The 18,746-nt window shown below is 47.8% G+C and carries 20 protein-coding genes; 9 read left to right on the top strand and 11 right to left on the bottom strand.

Going from position 1 to position 18,746, the window contains the following annotated elements:
* Window positions 1-2 precede the first annotated feature (2 nt).
* The 6 genes from ACYVJM_RS27225 to ACYVJM_RS27250 all read right to left on the bottom strand — a co-directional run bounded on the left by ACYVJM_RS27225 (window position 3) and on the right by ACYVJM_RS27250 (window position 5,214).
* Window positions 3-803, bottom strand: a complete 801-nt coding sequence (locus ACYVJM_RS27225; protein WP_461151380.1) for a hypothetical protein — start codon at window positions 801-803, stop codon at window positions 3-5.
* Complete coding sequence (locus ACYVJM_RS27230; RefSeq protein WP_461151381.1) at window positions 800-1,669, bottom strand: ABC transporter ATP-binding protein; 870 nt, start codon at window positions 1,667-1,669, stop codon at window positions 800-802. The genes ACYVJM_RS27225 and ACYVJM_RS27230 overlap by 4 nt, the downstream gene beginning before the upstream one ends.
* Before the next feature lie 197 nt (window positions 1,670-1,866).
* Window positions 1,867-2,211 carry a hypothetical protein gene (locus ACYVJM_RS27235; protein WP_461151382.1) on the bottom strand — a complete coding sequence of 115 codons (345 nt, stop codon included), beginning with the start codon at window positions 2,209-2,211 and terminating at the stop codon, window positions 1,867-1,869.
* Between the two features lie 162 nt (window positions 2,212-2,373).
* Window positions 2,374-3,969, bottom strand: coding sequence for a peptide chain release factor 3 (locus ACYVJM_RS27240; protein WP_461151383.1), 1,596 nt, complete (start codon window positions 3,967-3,969; stop codon window positions 2,374-2,376).
* Window positions 3,970-4,097: 128 nt separating this feature from the next.
* Window positions 4,098-4,475, bottom strand: a complete 378-nt coding sequence (locus ACYVJM_RS27245; RefSeq protein ID WP_461151384.1) for a DUF423 domain-containing protein — start codon at window positions 4,473-4,475, stop codon at window positions 4,098-4,100.
* 79 nt (window positions 4,476-4,554) lie between these two features.
* Window positions 4,555-5,214: a YggS family pyridoxal phosphate-dependent enzyme gene (locus ACYVJM_RS27250; protein WP_461151385.1), complete on the bottom strand. Its 660-nt coding sequence runs from the start codon at window positions 5,212-5,214 to the stop codon at window positions 4,555-4,557.
* Window positions 5,215-5,396: 182 nt separating this feature from the next.
* Between ACYVJM_RS27250 and ACYVJM_RS27255 the strand changes: the two genes are divergently transcribed.
* From ACYVJM_RS27255 to ACYVJM_RS27290, 8 genes are all read left to right on the top strand, one after another.
* Window positions 5,397-6,338 (top strand): hypothetical protein, encoded by a 942-nt coding sequence (locus ACYVJM_RS27255; protein ID WP_461151386.1) that lies wholly within the window; start codon window positions 5,397-5,399, stop codon window positions 6,336-6,338.
* A 122-nt stretch (window positions 6,339-6,460) separates the two neighbouring features.
* On the top strand, window positions 6,461-6,835 hold the full coding sequence (rpsF, locus tag ACYVJM_RS27260) for a 30S ribosomal protein S6 (RefSeq protein ID WP_046575574.1): 375 nt from the start codon (window positions 6,461-6,463) through the stop codon (window positions 6,833-6,835).
* Window positions 6,836-6,837: 2 nt separating this feature from the next.
* A complete protein-coding gene (gene rpsR / locus ACYVJM_RS27265; RefSeq protein WP_012925715.1) occupies window positions 6,838-7,089 on the top strand; it encodes a 30S ribosomal protein S18 in 252 nt (83 codons plus the stop codon).
* A gap of 96 nt (window positions 7,090-7,185) precedes the next feature.
* The gene (gene rplI, locus ACYVJM_RS27270; RefSeq protein WP_461151387.1) at window positions 7,186-7,629 is read left to right on the top strand and encodes a 50S ribosomal protein L9; all 444 of its coding nucleotides are present in this window, start codon (window positions 7,186-7,188) and stop codon (window positions 7,627-7,629) included.
* A 207-nt stretch (window positions 7,630-7,836) separates the two neighbouring features.
* Entirely contained in the window at window positions 7,837-8,835 is a 999-nt protein-coding gene (locus ACYVJM_RS27275) for a GSCFA domain-containing protein (protein ID WP_461151388.1), read from the top strand.
* Between the two features lie 62 nt (window positions 8,836-8,897).
* The gene (locus ACYVJM_RS27280) at window positions 8,898-10,001 is read left to right on the top strand and encodes an Mrp/NBP35 family ATP-binding protein (RefSeq protein ID WP_461151389.1); all 1,104 of its coding nucleotides are present in this window, start codon (window positions 8,898-8,900) and stop codon (window positions 9,999-10,001) included.
* A gap of 41 nt (window positions 10,002-10,042) precedes the next feature.
* Complete coding sequence (locus ACYVJM_RS27285; protein WP_461151390.1) at window positions 10,043-10,309, top strand: NifU family protein; 267 nt, start codon at window positions 10,043-10,045, stop codon at window positions 10,307-10,309.
* 179 nt (window positions 10,310-10,488) lie between these two features.
* The gene (locus tag ACYVJM_RS27290; RefSeq protein WP_461151391.1) at window positions 10,489-12,144 is read left to right on the top strand and encodes a D-alanine--D-alanine ligase family protein; all 1,656 of its coding nucleotides are present in this window, start codon (window positions 10,489-10,491) and stop codon (window positions 12,142-12,144) included.
* Window positions 12,145-12,208: 64 nt separating this feature from the next.
* Here ACYVJM_RS27290 and ACYVJM_RS27295 read toward each other — a convergent pair whose 3' ends face one another.
* The 3 genes from ACYVJM_RS27295 to ACYVJM_RS27305 form a co-directional block, all read right to left on the bottom strand.
* The gene (locus ACYVJM_RS27295) at window positions 12,209-13,291 is read right to left on the bottom strand and encodes a Gfo/Idh/MocA family oxidoreductase (protein ID WP_461151392.1); all 1,083 of its coding nucleotides are present in this window, start codon (window positions 13,289-13,291) and stop codon (window positions 12,209-12,211) included.
* Window positions 13,292-13,383: 92 nt separating this feature from the next.
* A complete protein-coding gene (locus ACYVJM_RS27300) occupies window positions 13,384-14,460 on the bottom strand; it encodes an endonuclease/exonuclease/phosphatase family protein (protein ID WP_461151393.1) in 1,077 nt (358 codons plus the stop codon).
* A gap of 94 nt (window positions 14,461-14,554) precedes the next feature.
* Window positions 14,555-15,070, bottom strand: coding sequence for a GreA/GreB family elongation factor (locus ACYVJM_RS27305; protein WP_461151394.1), 516 nt, complete (start codon window positions 15,068-15,070; stop codon window positions 14,555-14,557).
* A gap of 365 nt (window positions 15,071-15,435) precedes the next feature.
* Here ACYVJM_RS27305 and ACYVJM_RS27310 point away from each other — a divergent pair, with 365 nt between their 5' ends.
* The gene (locus ACYVJM_RS27310; RefSeq protein ID WP_461151395.1) at window positions 15,436-15,810 is read left to right on the top strand and encodes a hypothetical protein; all 375 of its coding nucleotides are present in this window, start codon (window positions 15,436-15,438) and stop codon (window positions 15,808-15,810) included.
* 85 nt (window positions 15,811-15,895) lie between these two features.
* Here ACYVJM_RS27310 and ACYVJM_RS27315 read toward each other — a convergent pair whose 3' ends face one another.
* Entirely contained in the window at window positions 15,896-18,049 is a 2,154-nt protein-coding gene (locus ACYVJM_RS27315; RefSeq protein WP_461151396.1) for a xanthine dehydrogenase family protein molybdopterin-binding subunit, read from the bottom strand.
* Window positions 18,050-18,051: 2 nt separating this feature from the next.
* Window positions 18,052-18,543, bottom strand: a complete 492-nt coding sequence (locus ACYVJM_RS27320; RefSeq protein ID WP_461151397.1) for a (2Fe-2S)-binding protein — start codon at window positions 18,541-18,543, stop codon at window positions 18,052-18,054.
* Between the last annotated feature and the right edge of the window lie 203 nt (window positions 18,544-18,746).

An 18,746-nucleotide genomic window follows, 5' to 3' on the forward strand; every position in this document is an offset into this window, starting at 1 on the left:
ACTTACACCTCCCGTTCTTTAAGTCTGAAATACGCAGTGATGTACAGGATTATAATCGCCATAATACCCACTGCATAGCGGATTTGATCGCCGATGGGCTGTGGAAAGTCGATCAGACGATATAGTTTTTCATTGATCGGCGATGGAACGCCAATGTGGTCAAAAGGACCAGCCATATTACCTTCCCCCAAGTCAATGACACTCCGAATGATCAGCGTGTTTACGATCAATCCGATAAAAAAGAGAAGAAACGTCAAAACCGCCACTAAGGGAAGACTGTACCGTCGCACTACCAGCAGGAAAGCGAGTGCAACCGGATGAAGCAGCAGGGTAAATAGCCATAATTTCGGTGGAATATACCCTTCAAATCTATAGTAGGCGGTCAATGGTTGTGTTCCGGTGGGCCACTCTTTGCTATTGACATATTGAACACCTGCGGCATCTACCAGCCCAAAGAGTAAACCATAAACAACTACAAACCCAACGCCGGAAACCAGCCAGATAAGTACGATTTTCTCCAGTTGAGAGGCAGGCTGCATCAAATACGTCATGGCCCGCTCTTTATGATTCAGCGCTTCTGTCTGTTGCCAAACAAAAATGTACCAGGCAGCCCAGCCAACAAAGAAAAACGGTATAGCACGGTTACGCTCTACAGCCACCGGATTTCCGCTATACATGATAAGCGCAACGGTTATTAAGATAACCAGTAGCAGAGCCAGATTGGTTAGCAACTGCCCCCGGTTATCGATGAAATATTTACGCAATAAGCGACCAAAGCGGCTAATTGAAAATGTCTGGTTCATACGGTTGCGAAAGTTGAGGTAGAAAACAATTGCTGAATACGCGCAGGTTCGGCCTGTACGGTGTTGAAAAGCCGTTCCAGATCCAACCGACTAGGTTCGCCCATGGGGTTTTCCGCCACAATGGCATAGCCCCCAACTGCCCGTTCTGAATACAAAATCACTCTTTTTTTATCCAACTCAGGCACTAGCCCAAACCAGAGCCGGGCTGTGACCTCCTCAACGGTAGCCTTCAACGCAACGGTCATGTGTGAACGCGAACGTTCGGCCAAAATGACAATGGGATCAATTAGGGCTTCGAGGTCGCGTACCTGGTGGGTTGAAATCACGACCGTCCGGTTTTCATTCACGGCCCCGGCCACCAACCGCCGAAACTGGCTCTTCGACGGAATATCCAGTCCGTTGGTCGGTTCATCCATCAGAAGCACTGCGGTATTGGTTGCCAGCCCGAATCCGATCAACACCTTCTTTTTCTGACCGTACGAGAGTTCATTTAGCTTCTGATTGTCAGTCAGGCCAAACTCGCGGATATAGGCGGTCATTTGCGCCCGATCGAAGCGCGGGTAAAACGGCGCGTTACTATCGACAAACTGGTTGATTCGTACAGCCGGGAGGTAAAACTCTTCGGGTACCAGAAACAAATCCTCCAAAAACGCCGGCTGTCGATCTTTGGGCATGTAATCTCCCACTAGGATAGACCCCGACTTCGGGTACAGTAAACCAGATAGCAACCGTAACAGAGTCGACTTCCCCGCACCATTCGGCCCGAGTAATCCATAAATAGAACCGGGCGAAAGCGTCAGGTTCAGTCCTTCGTACAAAGGTTTACCCCGCTTATAGCCGAACGACAAATCGCGAAACTCAATCATAAAGCCAACCGTTATAGTGTATTAGATAAATAGTACACTGCAATAGTAGGTATGGTATTCTTCTGAGTCAAGTATTTAACAGTATTTAATTTTAAAGACACAAAAAAACCTCTCACTGTGAGAGGTTCTTGTAATACCGCCCGTCTAGCTTGGGCATTAATAAACAGTAGTTACACGCCCAATCGGAACGTTCTATATTACTGGTTCGACGACTTAGGCGCTTTTTTCTTGGCCTTCACGTCTGATGGTCCGGTTCTAACACTGCTGGCAGCATCTACTTTTGTAGTGCCGCGGTTTGACGAACTTCCGTTTGCCTGGTACTGGTCGTTGGTCAGGCCCGTACCCGTTGAGGCCCCAGTCGAAGCGCCATTGGTTCCGTCGTGGGTATTGGCCGCCGACGGGTTTGAGCGGGCGGCATCATTGGACGAGACGGTACCCGTAGTTGATTTGTTGTCATTTGTACGACGGGGCTGCTTCTGCTGAGCAGCGGCTGTTCCGGCAAGCGCCAGCACCAGCGCAACGGTTGCGAATGAATGAATCATTGTTTTTCAGTTAACGTGAGTAATAGGATGGTAATGCTAAAAAAAAGCCGGGTCACAATTCTTCAGGCTAGCCCAAAGAACCGTGACCCGGCTTTTTTCGAACGCCCTGACAGTTATAACTAATCAGGAACGCATGAGTTTTTATTAATTTGTATAAACCGATCAGACCGCGACCTTAAACTCCGAAGTCAGGTGGAACGTAACGTCCGGATTATTCTGCTGATTCATACGAAGCATCCAATCCGATTCGGCAAGGAAGACCGGATTCTGGTCTTTGTCATATGCAATTTGATTTCCTTTCAGGCGAATAAATTCTGCCAGCTTGGCCGGGTTCTCGGCCGTGATCCAACAGGCTTTGGTGTAATTGAGCGGCACCCAGCGGCATTTGGCTCCGTATTCGTTTTCCAGTCGATACTGAATGACTTCAAATTGAAGCTCCCCAACTGTTCCCACGATTTTCCGGTTACCCAATTCAAGCGTAAATAACTGCGCTACGCCCTCGTCGGTCAACTGCTGGATACCTTTGTCCAACTGCTTGGACTTCATCGGGTCCAGATTCACCAGTTCTTTAAAGATTTCAGGCGAAAAGCTGGGGATTCCCTGAAACTGGAGTTCCTCACCTTCGGTCAGGGTATCGCCAATTTTGAATGTACCCGTATCATACAGACCCACTACATCGCCGGGGAAACCTTCTTCGACCACGCTCTTACTATCCGCCATGAAACTGAACGGGCTGGCAAACCGAACATTTTTATCCAGACGGGTATGGTGATAAAATTTGTTCCGCTCAAATACGCCCGAGCATATCCGAAGAAACGCAATACGGTCGCGGTGGCGCGGGTCGAGGTTGGCGTGTATTTTAAAAACAAAGCCGCTGAAGTTCTTTTCACCAGGCAGCACTTCCCGTTTGTCGGTTGGGCGCGCGATGGGTTCCGGCGAAATGTCGCAGAAACCTTCGAGCAGTTCCTTCACCCCGAAGTTATTGACCGCCGAGCCAAAGAACACAGGAGCCAGTTTCCCATCGAGATACGCCTGCCGATCGAAGCTATCGTAAACGCCATCAATCAGTTCAACATCTTCACGAAGCTGAGCCGCGTCGCGCGGACCTACTTTTGTATCGAGCAGATCATCGGCCAGGTCGATGGGTAAAACATCGGCCTCTACTTTGGTTTTATTCGCTTTAAAGAAATATAATTTTTTCTCGATCAGGCTATAAACGCCTTTAAAGTCAGACCCCATATTGACCGGCCAAGTCATCGGACGAACCCGGATGTTCAGCTTCTCTTCCAGTTCGTCGAGCAGATCGAATGGATTGCGGCCTTCGCGGTCAAGTTTATTGATGAAAATGATAACCGGTGTATCGCGCATCCGGCATACTTCCATCAAACGCTCCGTTTGTTCCTCAACTCCTTTTACGCAGTCGATCACCAGAATAACGCTATCCACAGCGGTGAGCGTCCGATAGGTATCTTCCGCGAAATCTTTGTGGCCCGGTGTATCGAGGATATTAATTTTCAGGTCGTGGTACTCAAACGTCATCACCGACGTAGCCACGGAGATACCCCGCTGCTTCTCAATTTCCATGAAATCGGAGGTAGCGGTTTTCTTTATTTTATTGGACTTAACAGCCCCGGCCGTTTGAATAGCACCTCCAAAAAGCAGAAGTTTTTCGGTGAGTGTGGTTTTACCGGCATCGGGGTGACTAATGATGGCGAACGTCCGTCGACGGGCCGTTTCAGCCTTTATATTCGTTTGCATTATTCTCAGAATCAAGATACAAAGATACGAAAAAAGGAGTAAAGGGAGGAGGGAGTGCTTAGGGAGGACAGGGATTTCATACTAAATTTTCCCTCTTCCCTTTATGCCCCCTCTCCTTAAGTTTCCTTTTATAAAAACGCCCACAGTAGTAGTGCCCAGCCGGCAATCATGCCAAGACCACCAATGGGGGTTATCGCGCCAAGCCACGTTATACCCGTGAAGCACAGAATATAGAGGGAGCCCGAAAAAATGAGGACACCGCCCAAAAATGAATAACCCGACCAGTTGAGCAACTTCACAATGGTGGGATTACTGCCAAATGTGTGCATCAGCAACCCGATCAACACGAGCGCAAGGGCATGGTAAAACTGGTATTTAACAGCCGTTTCGAAAGTGGCTGTGCGGCCGGATGCGTCGAGCATCGTACGCAACGCGTGGGCACCGAATGCACCGAGACCAACGCCCAGCAAGCCCAGAATAGCCCCGGATTGAATAAAGAATTTCATATTGTTTGATTTCGCGGGTTACCCCGTCACGATTTTTATCCTTCTCTTGTAAATCTTTTTAATCCTGTTAGGATGCCGGTTAGTTTCGGCTGCCAAAAATAGCGCTGCCAACCCGAACCAGCGTGCTCCCTTCTTCCACGGCAATTTGATAATCGCCACTCATGCCCATCGACAGTTCGCGAAACTGAATCATTGGCCGCTTAATCTGGCCCAATCGATCGTACAACTGCTTTAAACCCCGAAACTCAAGACGTACTTTATCGGTATCATCTGTATTGGTCGCCAATCCCATTAAGCCAACAATCCGCACATTTGGCAAAGCATCCAGCTCAGGTGCGTTCAACAGCGCTTCTGCTTCCTGCGCCGACAGGCCGAATTTTGTTTCCTCATCGGCAATGTAAATCTGAAGCAGGCAGTCGATTATCCGATTGCATTTAGCGGCCTGTTTGTTTATTTCCTGCAGCAGTTTGAGGCTGTCGACCGAGTGAATCAAGGCCACAAATGGTGCAATGTATTTAACTTTATTCGTTTGTAAATGCCCAATCAGATGCCATTCCAGATCGCTGGGAAATTGCGGCTGTTTCTCCGCCATTTCCTGCACTTTATTTTCGCCAAACCGACGGCAACCAGCCTCATACGCTTCGCGCAGCAGCTCGACAGGCTTTGTTTTTGTAACGGCAATAAGCTTGGCTCTGTCGTGTAATTCACTCTCAATCAGGCGAATCGTATCAGCGATCATAATAGAAGAGGTAGTGTTCCTGAACTAACGGTTTATTAATATTGTGCAAATATAAGTTTGAGAACTAAGCCTAAACGGGTAGTTTGTGGCCAAAAACCGCCTTCCCAGTACAATAAATCACAATAAGGCATAGTTTTGGAAAGGATTTTAACCTCAACTCTTCAGTCTAACACATGACCCAAATGGAATCTAGACCACAGCCCCGAAATAATAGTCGTAGTTACTTATTGGCAGCTTTATTGATTTTGGCAGCCCTTAATGTACTACTGCTTTATTTCTATTATCAGGAGCGACAGGACAATAAGACAAAAGACGCAACCATTGCAGCCAAAACGGAAGAGGTTCTGATTGCCAAAACAAAACTTGATTCCATTTCGACTCAGCTGGATGAAAAAATTGCTGAAATCCGGCAATTAGGCGGCAACATAGACTCATTGATGAAGATAAAGGCCCAGCTTGAAGTCGATAAACGTGAACTCAAAAATGTGGGGTCATTTGACAGCAAGAAGTATGACCAGAAAATCCGGAATTATCAATCTTTACTGGCTCAGAAAGACCAGGAGATTGCCCGACTGAAAGAAGAAAATGGCGTACTGGCGCAACAGAACCAAACCCTGGCTCAGGAAAATAATGGCTTGAAATCAGAAAAACAAAGCCTGAGCGACTCGGTCGTGTCGGTTACGATCAAAAACCAGGAACTGGCCGAGAAAGTAACCATAGCTGCCGCCCTTAGGGCCGAAACGGTAACCGTAACGGGTGTTAACGCCAAAGGCAAAGAAACCGACGGCGGGGAATACAAGGCGAAGCGAACCGACAAGGTTCACATCTCTATGCAGCTATCGCCCAATGGTTTGGCTAAGAAGGACGAGAAACTATTGTACATCCGTATTATTGACCCAAATGGCGCAGTTGTCTCGGATTTGGCCACTGGCTCAGGGGAGTTCATGTATAACAACCAGGGAATGATCTACACGGCCATGCAGAAGTTCACCTTCGATAACACCCGGCAGCGGTTGGATTTTTACTACGGCCGGGGTGGCCAGCGTTTCATTGAGGGCAAACACACGGTTGAAGTATACTGCGAAGGATTTAGAATCGGTGATGGTGAGTTTACCATAAAGTAGTAGATAGTAAGCGGCTGGCGTGCAGAAAATCGTTTATGGCAGCCGCTTACTCCGCTTTCCCCTTTGCATTTGTCTATTTATTTCTTACCTTTGCGCCCTCATTTCAAACAAATTACAAAAAAATGTTTCCTAACAACTACGAGACGGTGTTCATTTTAACTCCCGTTTTATCTGATGCTCAGATGAAGGACGCCGTTGACAAGTTTCGTAAAGTGCTGACCGACAACGGTGCGGAACTTGTTCATGAAGATCACATGGGCCTGCGCAAGCTAGCCTACCCAATTCAGCATAAGAACACGGGTTACTACCAACTCTTCGAGTTTAAGGCCCCCGGCACGATCATCGAGAAACTCAACACCGAGTATCTTCGTGACGAGCGCATCATCCGTCACCTGACGGTTTCGCTCGATAAGCACGCTGTTGCCTACAACGATCGTAAGCGCAATGGCTTAGTGGGTAAGAAAAAACAAACCGAAAACGCCGGGGAGGCCAAGTAATCATGAGTCTGCAAAACGAATCTGTCTCGAAAACCGAGAACCGTAAAAAATACGACCGTTTTAAGAAAGCCGGTATTAAATATATCGACTACAAAGACGGCAACTTCCTGCTGAAATTACTGAACGAGCAAGGTAAAATCCTGCCCCGTCGGTTAACCGGCACGAGCCTGAAAAACCAGCGCAAAGTGGCCCAGGCCGTCAAACGCGCTCGCCATCTGGCCATATTGCCGTACGTAGGCGATTCACTGAAATAAAAACAGTAGTAGGTAATAAGTATACAGCTAATAAGACCATCAGGCTCTTATCGCTGGCGCACTTTCAACTTACTCACTTACCGACTCTCACAAAAAATGGATATCATTTTAAAAACCGATATTGCCGGCCTGGGCTATAAGAACGACACCGTTACGGTGAAGCCCGGTTACGGTCGCAATTACCTGATTCCTCAGGGATTTGCCATGATGGCTACCGATTCGAACAAGAAGATCGTGGCCGAAAACATTCGTCAGGCTGCCCACAAGGCAGAAAAGATCAAAACCGAAGCCCAAACTATTGCTGATGGTATCGGCGATATGGTGCTGACGATCCCAGCGAAAGCAGGCGACAGCGGCAAAATCTTTGGTCGGGTTACCAACACTCAGGTAGCTGAAGCCCTTCGGGCAAAAGGCTTTGACATTGACCGGAAGAAAATCACGGTTGAAGACGTTAAAGTACTGGGCACCTACGAAGCAGCTCTTGATCTGCACAAGGATGTGAAGCACAAAGTGAAATTTGAAGTAGTTTCAGCTGAATAAGCGATAGCTCTTTTTAAGGAAATCGACCGGCTCGTTGCAAAATGAGCCGGTCGATTTTTTTGTTATATATCAGCCAATATACGCCTGATTTATCAGGCAAACTGATTGAAATAAAACACCCTTATCAGTACTAATAATCAGACATTTACCTATAATATTCTTTTCCTTTGTTCGGACCTAATCAGCCCGAATTATTGTTGATAAGGTATGCAGTTTCATACCGAATTCTCACCTGAACCGCTCCCCCATCGCCTTGGTCTCGATAGCCGGATCGTGACCATTGGGTCCTGTTTTGCCGATGTAATGGGGCGTCGGTTGATCGACCATAAACTGAATGTGCTCAACAACCCATTCGGTACGATTTTCAATCCGGTCAGCATTGCCAAATTGATAACGATGGCACTGCGCGGCATTGCGCCTGAAGACAATGGCTATGTTGAACGGGATGGCATCTGGCTCCATTATGATTTTCATTCATCGCTTTGGGCCAACACGCAGGATGAGTTACGAACTAAACTGATCGATACCTTGTCGATAACAGCCGAAGCGATTCGAACGGCCGACTTCCTGTTTTTGACGCTTGGCTCGGCTGTGGTCTATCGTCATTTGCAAACTGGTGATGTGGTGGCCAACTGCCATAAAATGCCGGGCTCCCTTTTTGAAAAGTACCTGTATCAGATCGATCACCTGCGCGACGACATGACGCGGTTGCTGAAAACGCTACACAAAGCAAACCCGAAGTTAAAGGTTCTGCTGACGGTAAGCCCGGTTCGACACACGCGCGATACCCTGCCGCTGAATAGTGTGAGCAAGTCCACACTGCGGGTCATTACCCACGAGCTAACAACATGGAACAACTGGGTGGCCTATTTTCCGGCTTATGAGTTAATGATGGATGATCTTCGTGATTATCGTTTCTACGAAGCGGATATGATTCATCCGAATGCCCAGGCACACGACTATATTTTCGAGAAGTTTGTCCAGAGCACGTTTGATCCCGAACTTCGCGCATTCATTATAAAATGGGCACAAATCAGCAAATCGTTGGCTCACCGCCCGCTTTATAGTGATACCAGCCCGGCTCATCGGCAGTTTCTGACTAAACTGCTGGCCGAATTAGAGATGCTTTCAACACGTATCAACCTTTCGGCGGAACTGGCAGAGGTGCAGGGACGTTTAAAAAAATGTGTAATGAGCCCTGTGTAATGGAGTTGTCGAAACAGCCATTTTACAGTACCCATTATTCGTTTTACATTATTTTCTTCCGAATGTCTGATTACCGATTATCTACCGAAGCTGTTCTGCGGGCATTGAGCACCGTTGAAGAACCTGATTTAAAGCGCGATATCGTTTCGCTCAACATGGTAAAGGATGTTGTGCTGGGTATCGACTCTGTTCGCTTCACAGTCGTTTTAACAACACCGGCCTGTCCGCTCAAAGAAGTCATTCGTAAACGCTGCGAAGATGCCATTCATACCCACATCGGTGCCAATATTCAGGTAACGATTGACATGACATCGGACGTAACCTCAACGCGCATGAACGCGCCGACACTGCCGGGCGTAAAAAATATCATTGCGGTTTCGTCGGGTAAAGGTGGAGTCGGTAAATCGACCGTAACGGCTAACCTGGCTATTGCCCTGCACAAATCAGGTGCGAAAGTAGGGATCATCGACGCCGACATTTACGGACCGTCCATGCCGACGATGTTTGGAGCCGAAAACATTCAGCCGCGTATATTTCAGCAGGATGGGCTAACACGCATGGAGCCCATTCAACAGTTTGGTATCAAGATACTTTCAATGGGTTTGCTCGTAGCACCGGGTCAGGCGATTATCTGGCGTGGCACGATGGCTGGTCGGGCGTTGCAGCAGTTTTTCTCCGATGCCGATTGGGGTGAGTTGGATTACCTGCTCATCGACCTTCCACCGGGTACGGGCGATATTCATTTAACACTAGTGCAGACCGTACCGGTTACGGGTGCCATTATCGTTACAACGCCCCAGAAAGTGGCCTTGGCTGATGCCACGAAAGGACTGGCCATGTTCCGCCAGCCGCAGATCAACGTGCCGGTGCTGGGCGTCATTGAAAACATGTCCTACTTTACGCCCGCCGAATTACCTGACCACAAGTATTATATTTTTGGCAAAGGCGGTGGTCAGCTTCTGGCCGATCAATTCGATGTGCCGATGTTAGGGCAGATTCCGCTGGTGCAAAGCATTCGCGAATCTGGCGACGATGGGCGGCCCGCCATTAGTTCAGGTGATCCGATTGCCACTGAGGCCTTCCGGGATGCCGCCGAAGCGTTGGCCCAGCAGGTAGCCATCCGCAACGCTACTATCGACCGAACTGAACGAGTACAAGTTGCATAAACAACTCAGAAAGTATAAATTTACCGTAAATCAATCATTCAATGGAGACGGTAGTCAACAACGACCAATTAATTAGTAAAATAGAGCGAGCACTTGACAGCATGCGGCCGTATCTGGCGGCCGATGGCGGCAACGTGAAAATATTGGAAGTAACCGAAGATAAAACCGTTCGGCTTGAACTAATGGGGTCGTGCGGTTCCTGTCCTATGTCGGCAATGACCTTTAAAGGAGGCCTCGAAGAAGCTATCCTCAGAGCGGTACCGGAAATTACAAAAGTAGAAGCCGTAAACATCACACCCGCTTTTTAACCAGTTATCAGCTTAAATCAGCCCAGAATTGTATATACATCGATGCTGATAGAAGAAGAACTATTCCGTGATTGGTCGTCACATCCGTCAATTAGCCTCAGTCACTAGTTTCTCTAACATTAGAACGCCGAATCAGGCGTTTTTTTGTTTCTTTGCAACTCGTATTATCCCTTAATTCAGTGAAAATAGGCATTTTCTTCGGTGGGCCGGCGCGTGAGCGTGAGGTTTCATTTGCGGGCGGTCGTACCGCACTGGCTAATTTGGACAAAGGCTTATTCGAGCCGGTTCTGGTTTTTGTGGATGGCCGCGGACGATTCCGGCTAGCCACTCCAGAGTTTCTTCAATCCCCCTCCTTACGTGAAGCACTGCCGCAGGGTAACTCCGGCTTTACTGTCTACGATGAATCGCTGGCGATCGATGCACTCGACGCATTATTACCTGAACTTCGCCCGGAGCATTTTCGTGATCACTTCGACCTGGCCTTTCTGGCCATGCACGGCCCAGACTGCGAAGACGGAGCTATTCAGGGACTGCTGGAATGGCATAAGATGCCTTACACCGGACCGGGCCTCGTTGGGTCGGCAGTGGGCATCAATAAAATACTGCAAAACGAACTCATCGCGCTGGCAAACGGCCAGAAAAAGAAAACGGCGACCATCAGCCGTGACTCATACGAGCAGGCGGATAAAGCGCAGTTCTTTCAATCGCTGGTAGATCATCTGGGTTTACCGATTGTCGTGAAAGCCCCTCACCAGGGATCGTCCATCGGTGTCGCCATTGTGCGCGAAGCCGACCTGGCTCAATTTTGCCGCTCTGTTGAGCAATGCTTTTTCACGATGAGCATTCAACCAGATGGCTGGAGCAAGCTGAGCGAATGGACGGATTTATCAGTTGATGAAAAGAATGAGCTGGCGCAGAAAATGGTGAGTCTGGATTCGGGAATCAGCTTCCCGGTTGTCATTGAGCAAACCGGAGAGGTAATCAAACACCCGGCCGACTTTGTTAACAGACTGGATACATTGATGGCGCAAAGCAGTCAGCCAATTACGCTGGCATCGCTCAATGCAGAAGATGAAGTGCTATTTGAAGAATTCATTACAGGCCAGGAGTTTTCATGCGGAGTTATTCAGGATGATGACCAGGTTGCCATTGCCCTACCCCCAACGGAGATTTACAACGTAACCAGCTTTGACTTCGATTCGAAATATAAACTTAACACGACCAAAAAGCGGATTCCGGTTGAAACCAGTCTGGAAAATAACCGTAAGATTCAACTGGCGGTCGCGCAGGTGTTCACCCGGCTAGGCATCAACGTCTACTCTCGAATTGACGGCTTTCTGACTCCCGCTGGAGATGTGTTGCTACATGACCCTAATACCATTCCGGGTATGTCGCCTTCGTCGCTTATTTTTAAGCAAATGGCTGAAATTGGCCTGAATCTGGCAAATTCATTAACCTACCTCATTCGCCAGTCGCTGCGAGAGCGAATCCGAACGGGCAAAGACACCTTCCATTTAAAACATCTTCTTGCTGAACTGGACGCTAAATTGGCCCAACGAAAAGCCAATCCACTACCCGAGCGGGTTGTTTCCTTTGGCTCCAGCGATGAGGAGTTTATCGCGGCTAAACAGCAATACAACGAGTTAGCCGCATTGGGTACTGTATTACCCTCGTTGATGTATATAAAGAGTAAACAAGAATCGCACGAGATACCGGTTAACCTGCTGTTCAAAGACACAATTGCGGAGCTAGAGACAGCTTTGAGTCAACCGCGCCACCCTTTGCTGATCGAAACAACTGAGTTAACGCGTCATATTACAGAACGCTACGTTTAATTTTTCAGTAACAGGAAGGTATGTCACGATTTAAACCATGGTATGCCTTCCTGTTACTGAAAAATTACAACATAACCGGTTGCCCCGTGCGCACTGATTCGTCGCAGGCGAAAGCAATTAATAGACTATTGACAGCGTCCTGCATATGATCGGTCAGATCCAGGTCATCCAGAATGGCTTTCCGAAAATACCGCTGCTCCCGATTACAGAGTTCCTGATGGTCTGGCTCATCCTGCATATCAATCCAGGTATCCGTTTCAACGAACTGGTCGTTCGCATCCAGCGCGGCTTTGTGAACGCGCAGGGATTCTGTTTTGGTGTGCGAATCAACATTGTCTGATTTACCCGCAGCACCAGCATTTTTAGCAACAATCGATACGCATCCATCCGGTCCAATCACATCTTTCACGAAGAAAGCGGTTTCGCTCATCATGGGTCCCCAGCCAGCTTCGTACCAGCCTACCGAGCCGTCTTCGAACCGGATCTGCAACTGACCGTAATTGTAATTACCAGACGGAATATCATTAGTTAATCGGGCACCAATTGCATTTACCTGCAATGGTTTCGACCGGGTCATTTGGCACATAACGTCGATGTAATGCACTCCGCAATCCACGATGGGGCTCAGGCTTTTCATCAAATTACGGTGTACGGTCCACATAGTGCCGTGACTTTGCTGATTCAGGTTCATCCGCATCACCAACGGTTTCCCTAAACCCTGTGCAATCTCAACAAATTTCTCCCAGGATGGATGATGGCGCAGAATGTAACCCACCACGAGTTTTTTACCCGCTTTTTGGGCAGCCCCCATCACATTCCGGGCTCCTTCGACCGAATCCGCAATGGGCTTTTCCATGAATACATGACACCCTTGCTCAAACGCCATAATGGCGAATTTTTCGTGCGTATCCGGGTACGTAGAAATGCAAACAGCATCTGGTTGAGTTTCGGCCAGCGCTTTCGCGTAGTCATCATAGAGTGCATAACCACCACCCAGCCGTTCGTTCAGAACAACTTTGCTGTTTCCGGTCGACACGATACCACAAATTTCGAAGCCTCCGATTGTTGTGTAGGCAATGGCGTGCGAGGCACCCATATTACCACATCCGACAACCAACACACGCAGCGGTTTATTTGGCATTGACATGAACTAATTAGTTTGGCAGGAAAATTACTGATCACAAAAGTAATCCAAAGTAAGATCATACCGCTGAAAGAGACAATCAAGATAGAATGTTCCTAGGTGGCTCGCTCAATTATTTCATGGGCTTCTTCCAGGTCATCATGTTCAGGCTGTGGAATCTCTTCCTGCCGCTCATCCGGTTCGGGGGCAAATGTGAGGGCGGTGAATATGGGGAAATGATCGGAGCCACAATTAGGCAACCGGCGAATTTTCCGAAGTTTAAAGTGATGAGAAACGAACACATGGTCGAGCGGCCAGCGAAAGAGAAAATAATTTGCGTGAAATGTGTTGTACAGACCCCTACCCACACGCGGGTCAAATAACCCACTCACCCGCTGAAAAAGCCGCGTCGTGTGCGACCAGGCCACATCGTTCAAATCACCGGCTACGATAACCGGCTCTTTTAGCTTGCGGGCTTCTTTACCAACCAGCAGAAGCTCCGCATCCCGTTCAGCCGAGCGGTAATGTTCTGTTGGTGTAGGTGGCATCGGATGAACGCCATAGAAGTGAATTACCTGACCGGAAGGCAGTTCAAACTGTATATAAACTGACGGGATGTCATTCTGAATAAGAAACCGAACCTCATGATGCCGCATTGGCAAGCGGGAATAAAGCAGCATCCCATAGGTGTTTTCCAGTGGGTGCAAAATACGATAAGGATATTTTGCTTCCATTGGTGCTAACTCGTCTTGCCAGCGCTGGTTGGCCTCAAGGACCAGAACAACATCAGGGTCATATTTTTGTGCCATCGCCCAAACTTTCGGCGTCTGGGTATTCTCCATGTATACATTAGTAACCAGCAGACGTATGGTATTCTCATCGGCAATCCGTTGATCCGTATTCCTGGGGAGTCGTAAAACCTGCTTCTTATGCAAGGGCGTAAAGCGATGAATCAGCCAGCCTTGATAAAGAAGGGTTAGAAATAGACCGACGGGTACTATTCCCATTGGCCAGCCGGTGTGTCGGCTTAACACAGCCCAGCCAAGCAGTCCAATGAAGGCCATGGCTGTAAGCTGTAAGTGGGGAAAATCCCACATCCGAATCCACCAGTAGTCAAGCCGTATGAAGTTGATAAAAGATGCTATCGTAACCACGATGGCATAAGTGAGTAGAATGGAGTCAACTGTTTGCATACTGAATGGTAAGGCCTCTGTATAAGTGTATAAGATGCCGTTTTAAAAGGAATAAAAACGGTACCAGTGCAATTTCATGGCTTGCGATGACAGGCTAATCATTATAATAAATTGCCCTTATTTCCAGTAGGTTTTCTCCCTGTGGTGTACGCAGCGTAATCACATCACCAATCTTTTTTCCTAGTACTAATCGGGCAATGGGTGCCAGGAACGCAATTCGTCCATGTATGGCATCGGACTCATCGACTCCTACAATGGTAAGCTGTCGATCAGCCTTGTCGGTATTTCGGCTATGTAAAGTCACGGTAGCACCAAACCGGACTTCATCCCGAGCCTTATCCTGCATGACCACCACTTTTGCGGTAGCGATTCGCTGATTCAGGGCGGCAATACGACCATTTAAAAGAGCCAGTTGGCGAGTCCGTTCCGTCTCGTCCGACTCGTTGATTTGTGTCTGAGCGTGTTCTTTCTCAAGTGTTTCTAATTCATCGCGCAGCATAGCCAATCCTCGTGGCGTTACATAATTTGCGGCTCCGGCTGGCAGCGGAGCTCTGGCAGGAATCACAACCGGATCATCCGCACTCTCATTTTTCAAAAAAGCCCTGCTCATTTTGCATTCACGTTGTGTATAAACGTAACAGCCATTGAACCGGGTTGTTTGCCACAATCCGAAACTACCTATAGAGGTCTTATGTCTGACTATAACTTCATACCAAGTTTTGTACGGTTTATCATCTTGATTTTACAGTTCACAACTTGCGCTTTTCCCATCATTGTTTCACCGTATAATTTTGTCCGCAAGTGAACAGCGGATGTCCAATTGCGGACAAGGCCTGACAGACATTAGAACTATAAAGAACTAATGATCAGCAACTTTACTGATCTGGCACAGGCTTTGGCACTGGATGTACGAACAGTGAACAACAAATACAAACAGTACACAACAAATCATAAACCGTTTAATCACACACAACCATGTTTTCCTTATTGAGTAAAGTGGCGGGGTCTATTCTGATCAGTGCCAGTACGATTATCAATCCCACAAACCCGAAAGGGCTATCCTTTGATGCCAGTGCGTTTGTCACCATCGACAATCAGATTAGGGTATCCGTCGAAAAACAGGCCGACATTCCTGTTGTCGTTCTTCTTCGTAATCAAGACAATGAAATCTTATTCCGGCAGACGATCGGCAAAAAAGAGTTAAAGTATGCAATAAAACTGAACGTTAACGACTTAAGTGATGGCCAATATGAACTGGAAGTCAAATCTAATGAAGGCAGTATTCATAAGCAGTTAAACCTATCGACTGCACCGGTTCAGGTTGTATCACGTGTTATTGCTATGCACTGAACGGGTACGTTTCAAATGAGAGATGCCCGGCTTCATCCGGGCATCTCTCATTTGAAATTTCAATGATTTCTCTCGAAGCGTATTCTCAGGAAACTGATTTGAACTCTTCCTGCTCTACAAATGGCTGGCTCCGCAGACGCTTGCCGGTTGCTTTGAAAATAGCGTTTGCAACAGCACCACCGGCAGGCGGAAGGGAAGGTTCACCTAAACCTGTCGGGTCGATTTCGTTTTGGACAAAATGCACGTCTACTTCAGGAATCTCATTTAGTCGAATAAGCCGATATTCGTTGAAGTTCTTCTGTTGGGTCATACCATCTTTGAAGGTAAGACTTCCATACATCGCATGACCAATGCCATCAACGACACAGCCCCGAACTTGCTGTTGTGCGCCACTCTGGTTAATAACCACACCACAGTCAGCGGCTGAGTAAACTTTCTGCAAAACCGGCTTGCCTTTCTGCACAACCACCTCACCTACCTGTGCCACATACGAACGGTGCGAGAAATAAACGCTGAAGCCTTGTGCTATCGGTTTGCCATCTGCGCCCTTCTTTTTACCCCATCCCGATTTCTCAACGGCCAGGTCAATGACGCCTTTCATTCGGTCAATGTCATATTTAATTGCTCCGACCGGCTTCTGCTTTGCCTTATTCAATAGCTCAAGTCTGAACTGAACAGGATCTTTGCCGGCTGCCTGGGCGACTTCATCAATGAACGACTGTTCAGCAAAGGCAAGAAAATTGGTGATCGGCGCGCGCCAGGGGCCCGTTGTAATCGGGGACTTATGATCGACACTATCAATTAAGAGGTTGTCGACCGCACCAGCCGGGAAATTATCTTCCCGCGTGGCATTGCCGGCATTTATACTGGCGCCACGAAGTTTGTAGCCAATCATGTTGCCTTGTGCATCCAGGGCAGCTTCAAACCGGTAGCGAACGGCCGGCCGATAACTACCTCCGGTCATGTCATCTTCACGAGTCCAAATCAATTTTACAGGCGCGTTTACCAGTTTAGATACCTGAACGGCTTCCACGACGTAATCGGCCTTCAGACGGCGCCCAAAACCACCACCCATGCGTGTTAACTGAACCGAAACTTTATCAGGCGTGATACCAAGAAGTTTAGCGGTTTCATTCCGAGCCAGTTCAGGCGTTTGGGTTGGGCCAACAAGCTCAACGCCATCTGGACGAACATGCGCAAAGAAGTTCATTGGTTCCATTGGCGCATGAGACAGGAATGGGCACTGGTATTCGGCTTTTACTACCTTGGCTGCGTTTTTAAACGCAGTGTCAACATCGCCATCCTTCCGACGAACCGTAGCGCTGGAACTATCGAGTAACTCTTTAAATAAACGATTATGGTCAGTGGTACTCTCCAGGGCTTCGGCTTTTTCCCATTCAATTTTGAGAGCGTCTTTAGCTTTTTTAACCTGCCAGGTTGATTTACCAACCACAGCTACGTTATTGTCAAAGGTCACAACATTAACGATACCTGGCATCGCTTTGGCGGCCTCAGCGTTCAAAGATTTGAGTTTATATCCAAATGCCGGACGCTGAAGCATAGCAAACAACATCCCTTCGCGATAGAAATCCAGTCCAAACAGAGGCTTACCCGTAGTTATTTTAGCATTATCTACATTCTTAACTGTAGTACCGATCAACTTGAAATCTTTTACCGCTTTCAGCTTGACATCGGTAGGAACAGGCATTTGGGACGCTTCTGTAGCCAATTCCCCATATGAAAGCTTCCGATTGCTGGCTGCGTGAAGAACAAACCCCTTGTCAGTTGTACATTCCGACACCGGAGCGCTCCACCGCTTTGCAGCTGCACCAATCAGCATTTGTCGGGCCGTAGCACCTGCTTTGCGTAACCGTTCCCAAGAGTGTGGAATTGAACCACTACCACCTGCTACCTGCCGCTCAAATTTCTTCGTATCGAGGGGTGCCTGCTCAACAACCACTTTCGTCCAGTCAGCATCCAGTTCTTCAGCAACTATAATTGGGAAAGCGGTTTTGATACCTTGGCCAACCTCTGGATTTGGAGAGAGAATCGTAATAATTCCCTGTGGATTGATCGACAAATAACTATTGAAATCAGTACCAGCAAGGGCTATATTAGTACCAGCCGCTGTCGTTGCTGCTTCGGATTCAAACCAGTTAAATCCTAAAATAAGTCCGCCACCCGTGGCTGCGGCTATTTTTAAAAAACTTCTTCTACTTGAATGCTCTATCGTTTGCATCGCTATTTCGTTTTCGAAGATTTAGTGGTTCCAGCAGGAGAAGACATAGAGGCCATTTTAACAGCTTCCCGAATACGGTGATAGGTTCCACATCGGCAGATGTTACCGGTCATGGTTTCATCGATTTCATTCTGTGAGGGCTTCGGATTGCGTTTGAGTAACGCAGCGGCTGTCATAATCTGTCCAGCCTGGCAATAACCGCATTGAGGTACATCCATTGCATCCCAAGCTTGTTGAACAGGATGTGTTCCTGCTTCTGATAGGCCTTCAATCGTTGTGACTTTCGATTTGCCTACCGCCGAGACTGGTAGTACACAAGCTCGGGTAGCTTCTCCATTCAGGTGCACAGTACAAGCTCCGCATTGAGCTATGCCACACCCATACTTTGTGCCAACTAATCCGAAATTATCACGTAGCACCCACAAGAGTGGCGTGTCAGGCTCAACATCAGCCTGATAACTACGACCATTGATTTGAAGTTTGAAGATAGCCATTTTAGGGCAAGGGGAGTTGAAAAGACTAATGTACAAAAAGAATATGTATTGATTTCTACTTGTAAGAAAACCCTATTAAACGCAAAAAGCCGTTCACTGGGTGAACGGCTTTCGCTGTTTCAATAGGTGGCATCTTCCTACTCTCCCGCTTATGACAGCAGTACCATCGGCAGTACGGGGCTTAACGGCTCTGTTCGAAATGG

This window comes from Spirosoma pulveris (assembly GCF_054781875.1).

Coding starts and splice junctions, on each gene's coding strand:
- ACYVJM_RS27230 (WP_461151381.1), bottom strand. CDS start 1,669: ATGATTGAGTTTCGCGATTTGTCGTTCGGCTATAAGCGGGGTAAACCT.
- ACYVJM_RS27255 (WP_461151386.1), top strand. CDS start 5,397: ATGGAATCTAGACCACAGCCCCGAAATAATAGTCGTAGTTACTTATTG.
- ACYVJM_RS27250 (WP_461151385.1), bottom strand. CDS start 5,214: ATGATCGCTGATACGATTCGCCTGATTGAGAGTGAATTACACGACAGA.
- rpsF (WP_046575574.1), top strand. CDS start 6,461: ATGTTTCCTAACAACTACGAGACGGTGTTCATTTTAACTCCCGTTTTA.
- ACYVJM_RS27310 (WP_461151395.1), top strand. CDS start 15,436: ATGTTTTCCTTATTGAGTAAAGTGGCGGGGTCTATTCTGATCAGTGCC.
- rplI (WP_461151387.1), top strand. CDS start 7,186: ATGGATATCATTTTAAAAACCGATATTGCCGGCCTGGGCTATAAGAAC.
- ACYVJM_RS27295 (WP_461151392.1), bottom strand. CDS start 13,291: ATGTCAATGCCAAATAAACCGCTGCGTGTGTTGGTTGTCGGATGTGGT.
- ACYVJM_RS27320 (WP_461151397.1), bottom strand. CDS start 18,543: ATGGCTATCTTCAAACTTCAAATCAATGGTCGTAGTTATCAGGCTGAT.
- ACYVJM_RS27245 (WP_461151384.1), bottom strand. CDS start 4,475: ATGAAATTCTTTATTCAATCCGGGGCTATTCTGGGCTTGCTGGGCGTT.
- ACYVJM_RS27240 (WP_461151383.1), bottom strand. CDS start 3,969: ATGCAAACGAATATAAAGGCTGAAACGGCCCGTCGACGGACGTTCGCC.
- ACYVJM_RS27300 (WP_461151393.1), bottom strand. CDS start 14,460: ATGCAAACAGTTGACTCCATTCTACTCACTTATGCCATCGTGGTTACG.
- ACYVJM_RS27315 (WP_461151396.1), bottom strand. CDS start 18,049: ATGCAAACGATAGAGCATTCAAGTAGAAGAAGTTTTTTAAAAATAGCC.
- ACYVJM_RS27305 (WP_461151394.1), bottom strand. CDS start 15,070: ATGAGCAGGGCTTTTTTGAAAAATGAGAGTGCGGATGATCCGGTTGTG.
- ACYVJM_RS27235 (WP_461151382.1), bottom strand. CDS start 2,211: ATGATTCATTCATTCGCAACCGTTGCGCTGGTGCTGGCGCTTGCCGGA.
- ACYVJM_RS27275 (WP_461151388.1), top strand. CDS start 7,837: ATGCAGTTTCATACCGAATTCTCACCTGAACCGCTCCCCCATCGCCTT.
- ACYVJM_RS27285 (WP_461151390.1), top strand. CDS start 10,043: ATGGAGACGGTAGTCAACAACGACCAATTAATTAGTAAAATAGAGCGA.
- ACYVJM_RS27280 (WP_461151389.1), top strand. CDS start 8,898: ATGTCTGATTACCGATTATCTACCGAAGCTGTTCTGCGGGCATTGAGC.
- ACYVJM_RS27225 (WP_461151380.1), bottom strand. CDS start 803: ATGAACCAGACATTTTCAATTAGCCGCTTTGGTCGCTTATTGCGTAAA.
- rpsR (WP_012925715.1), top strand. CDS start 6,838: ATGAGTCTGCAAAACGAATCTGTCTCGAAAACCGAGAACCGTAAAAAA.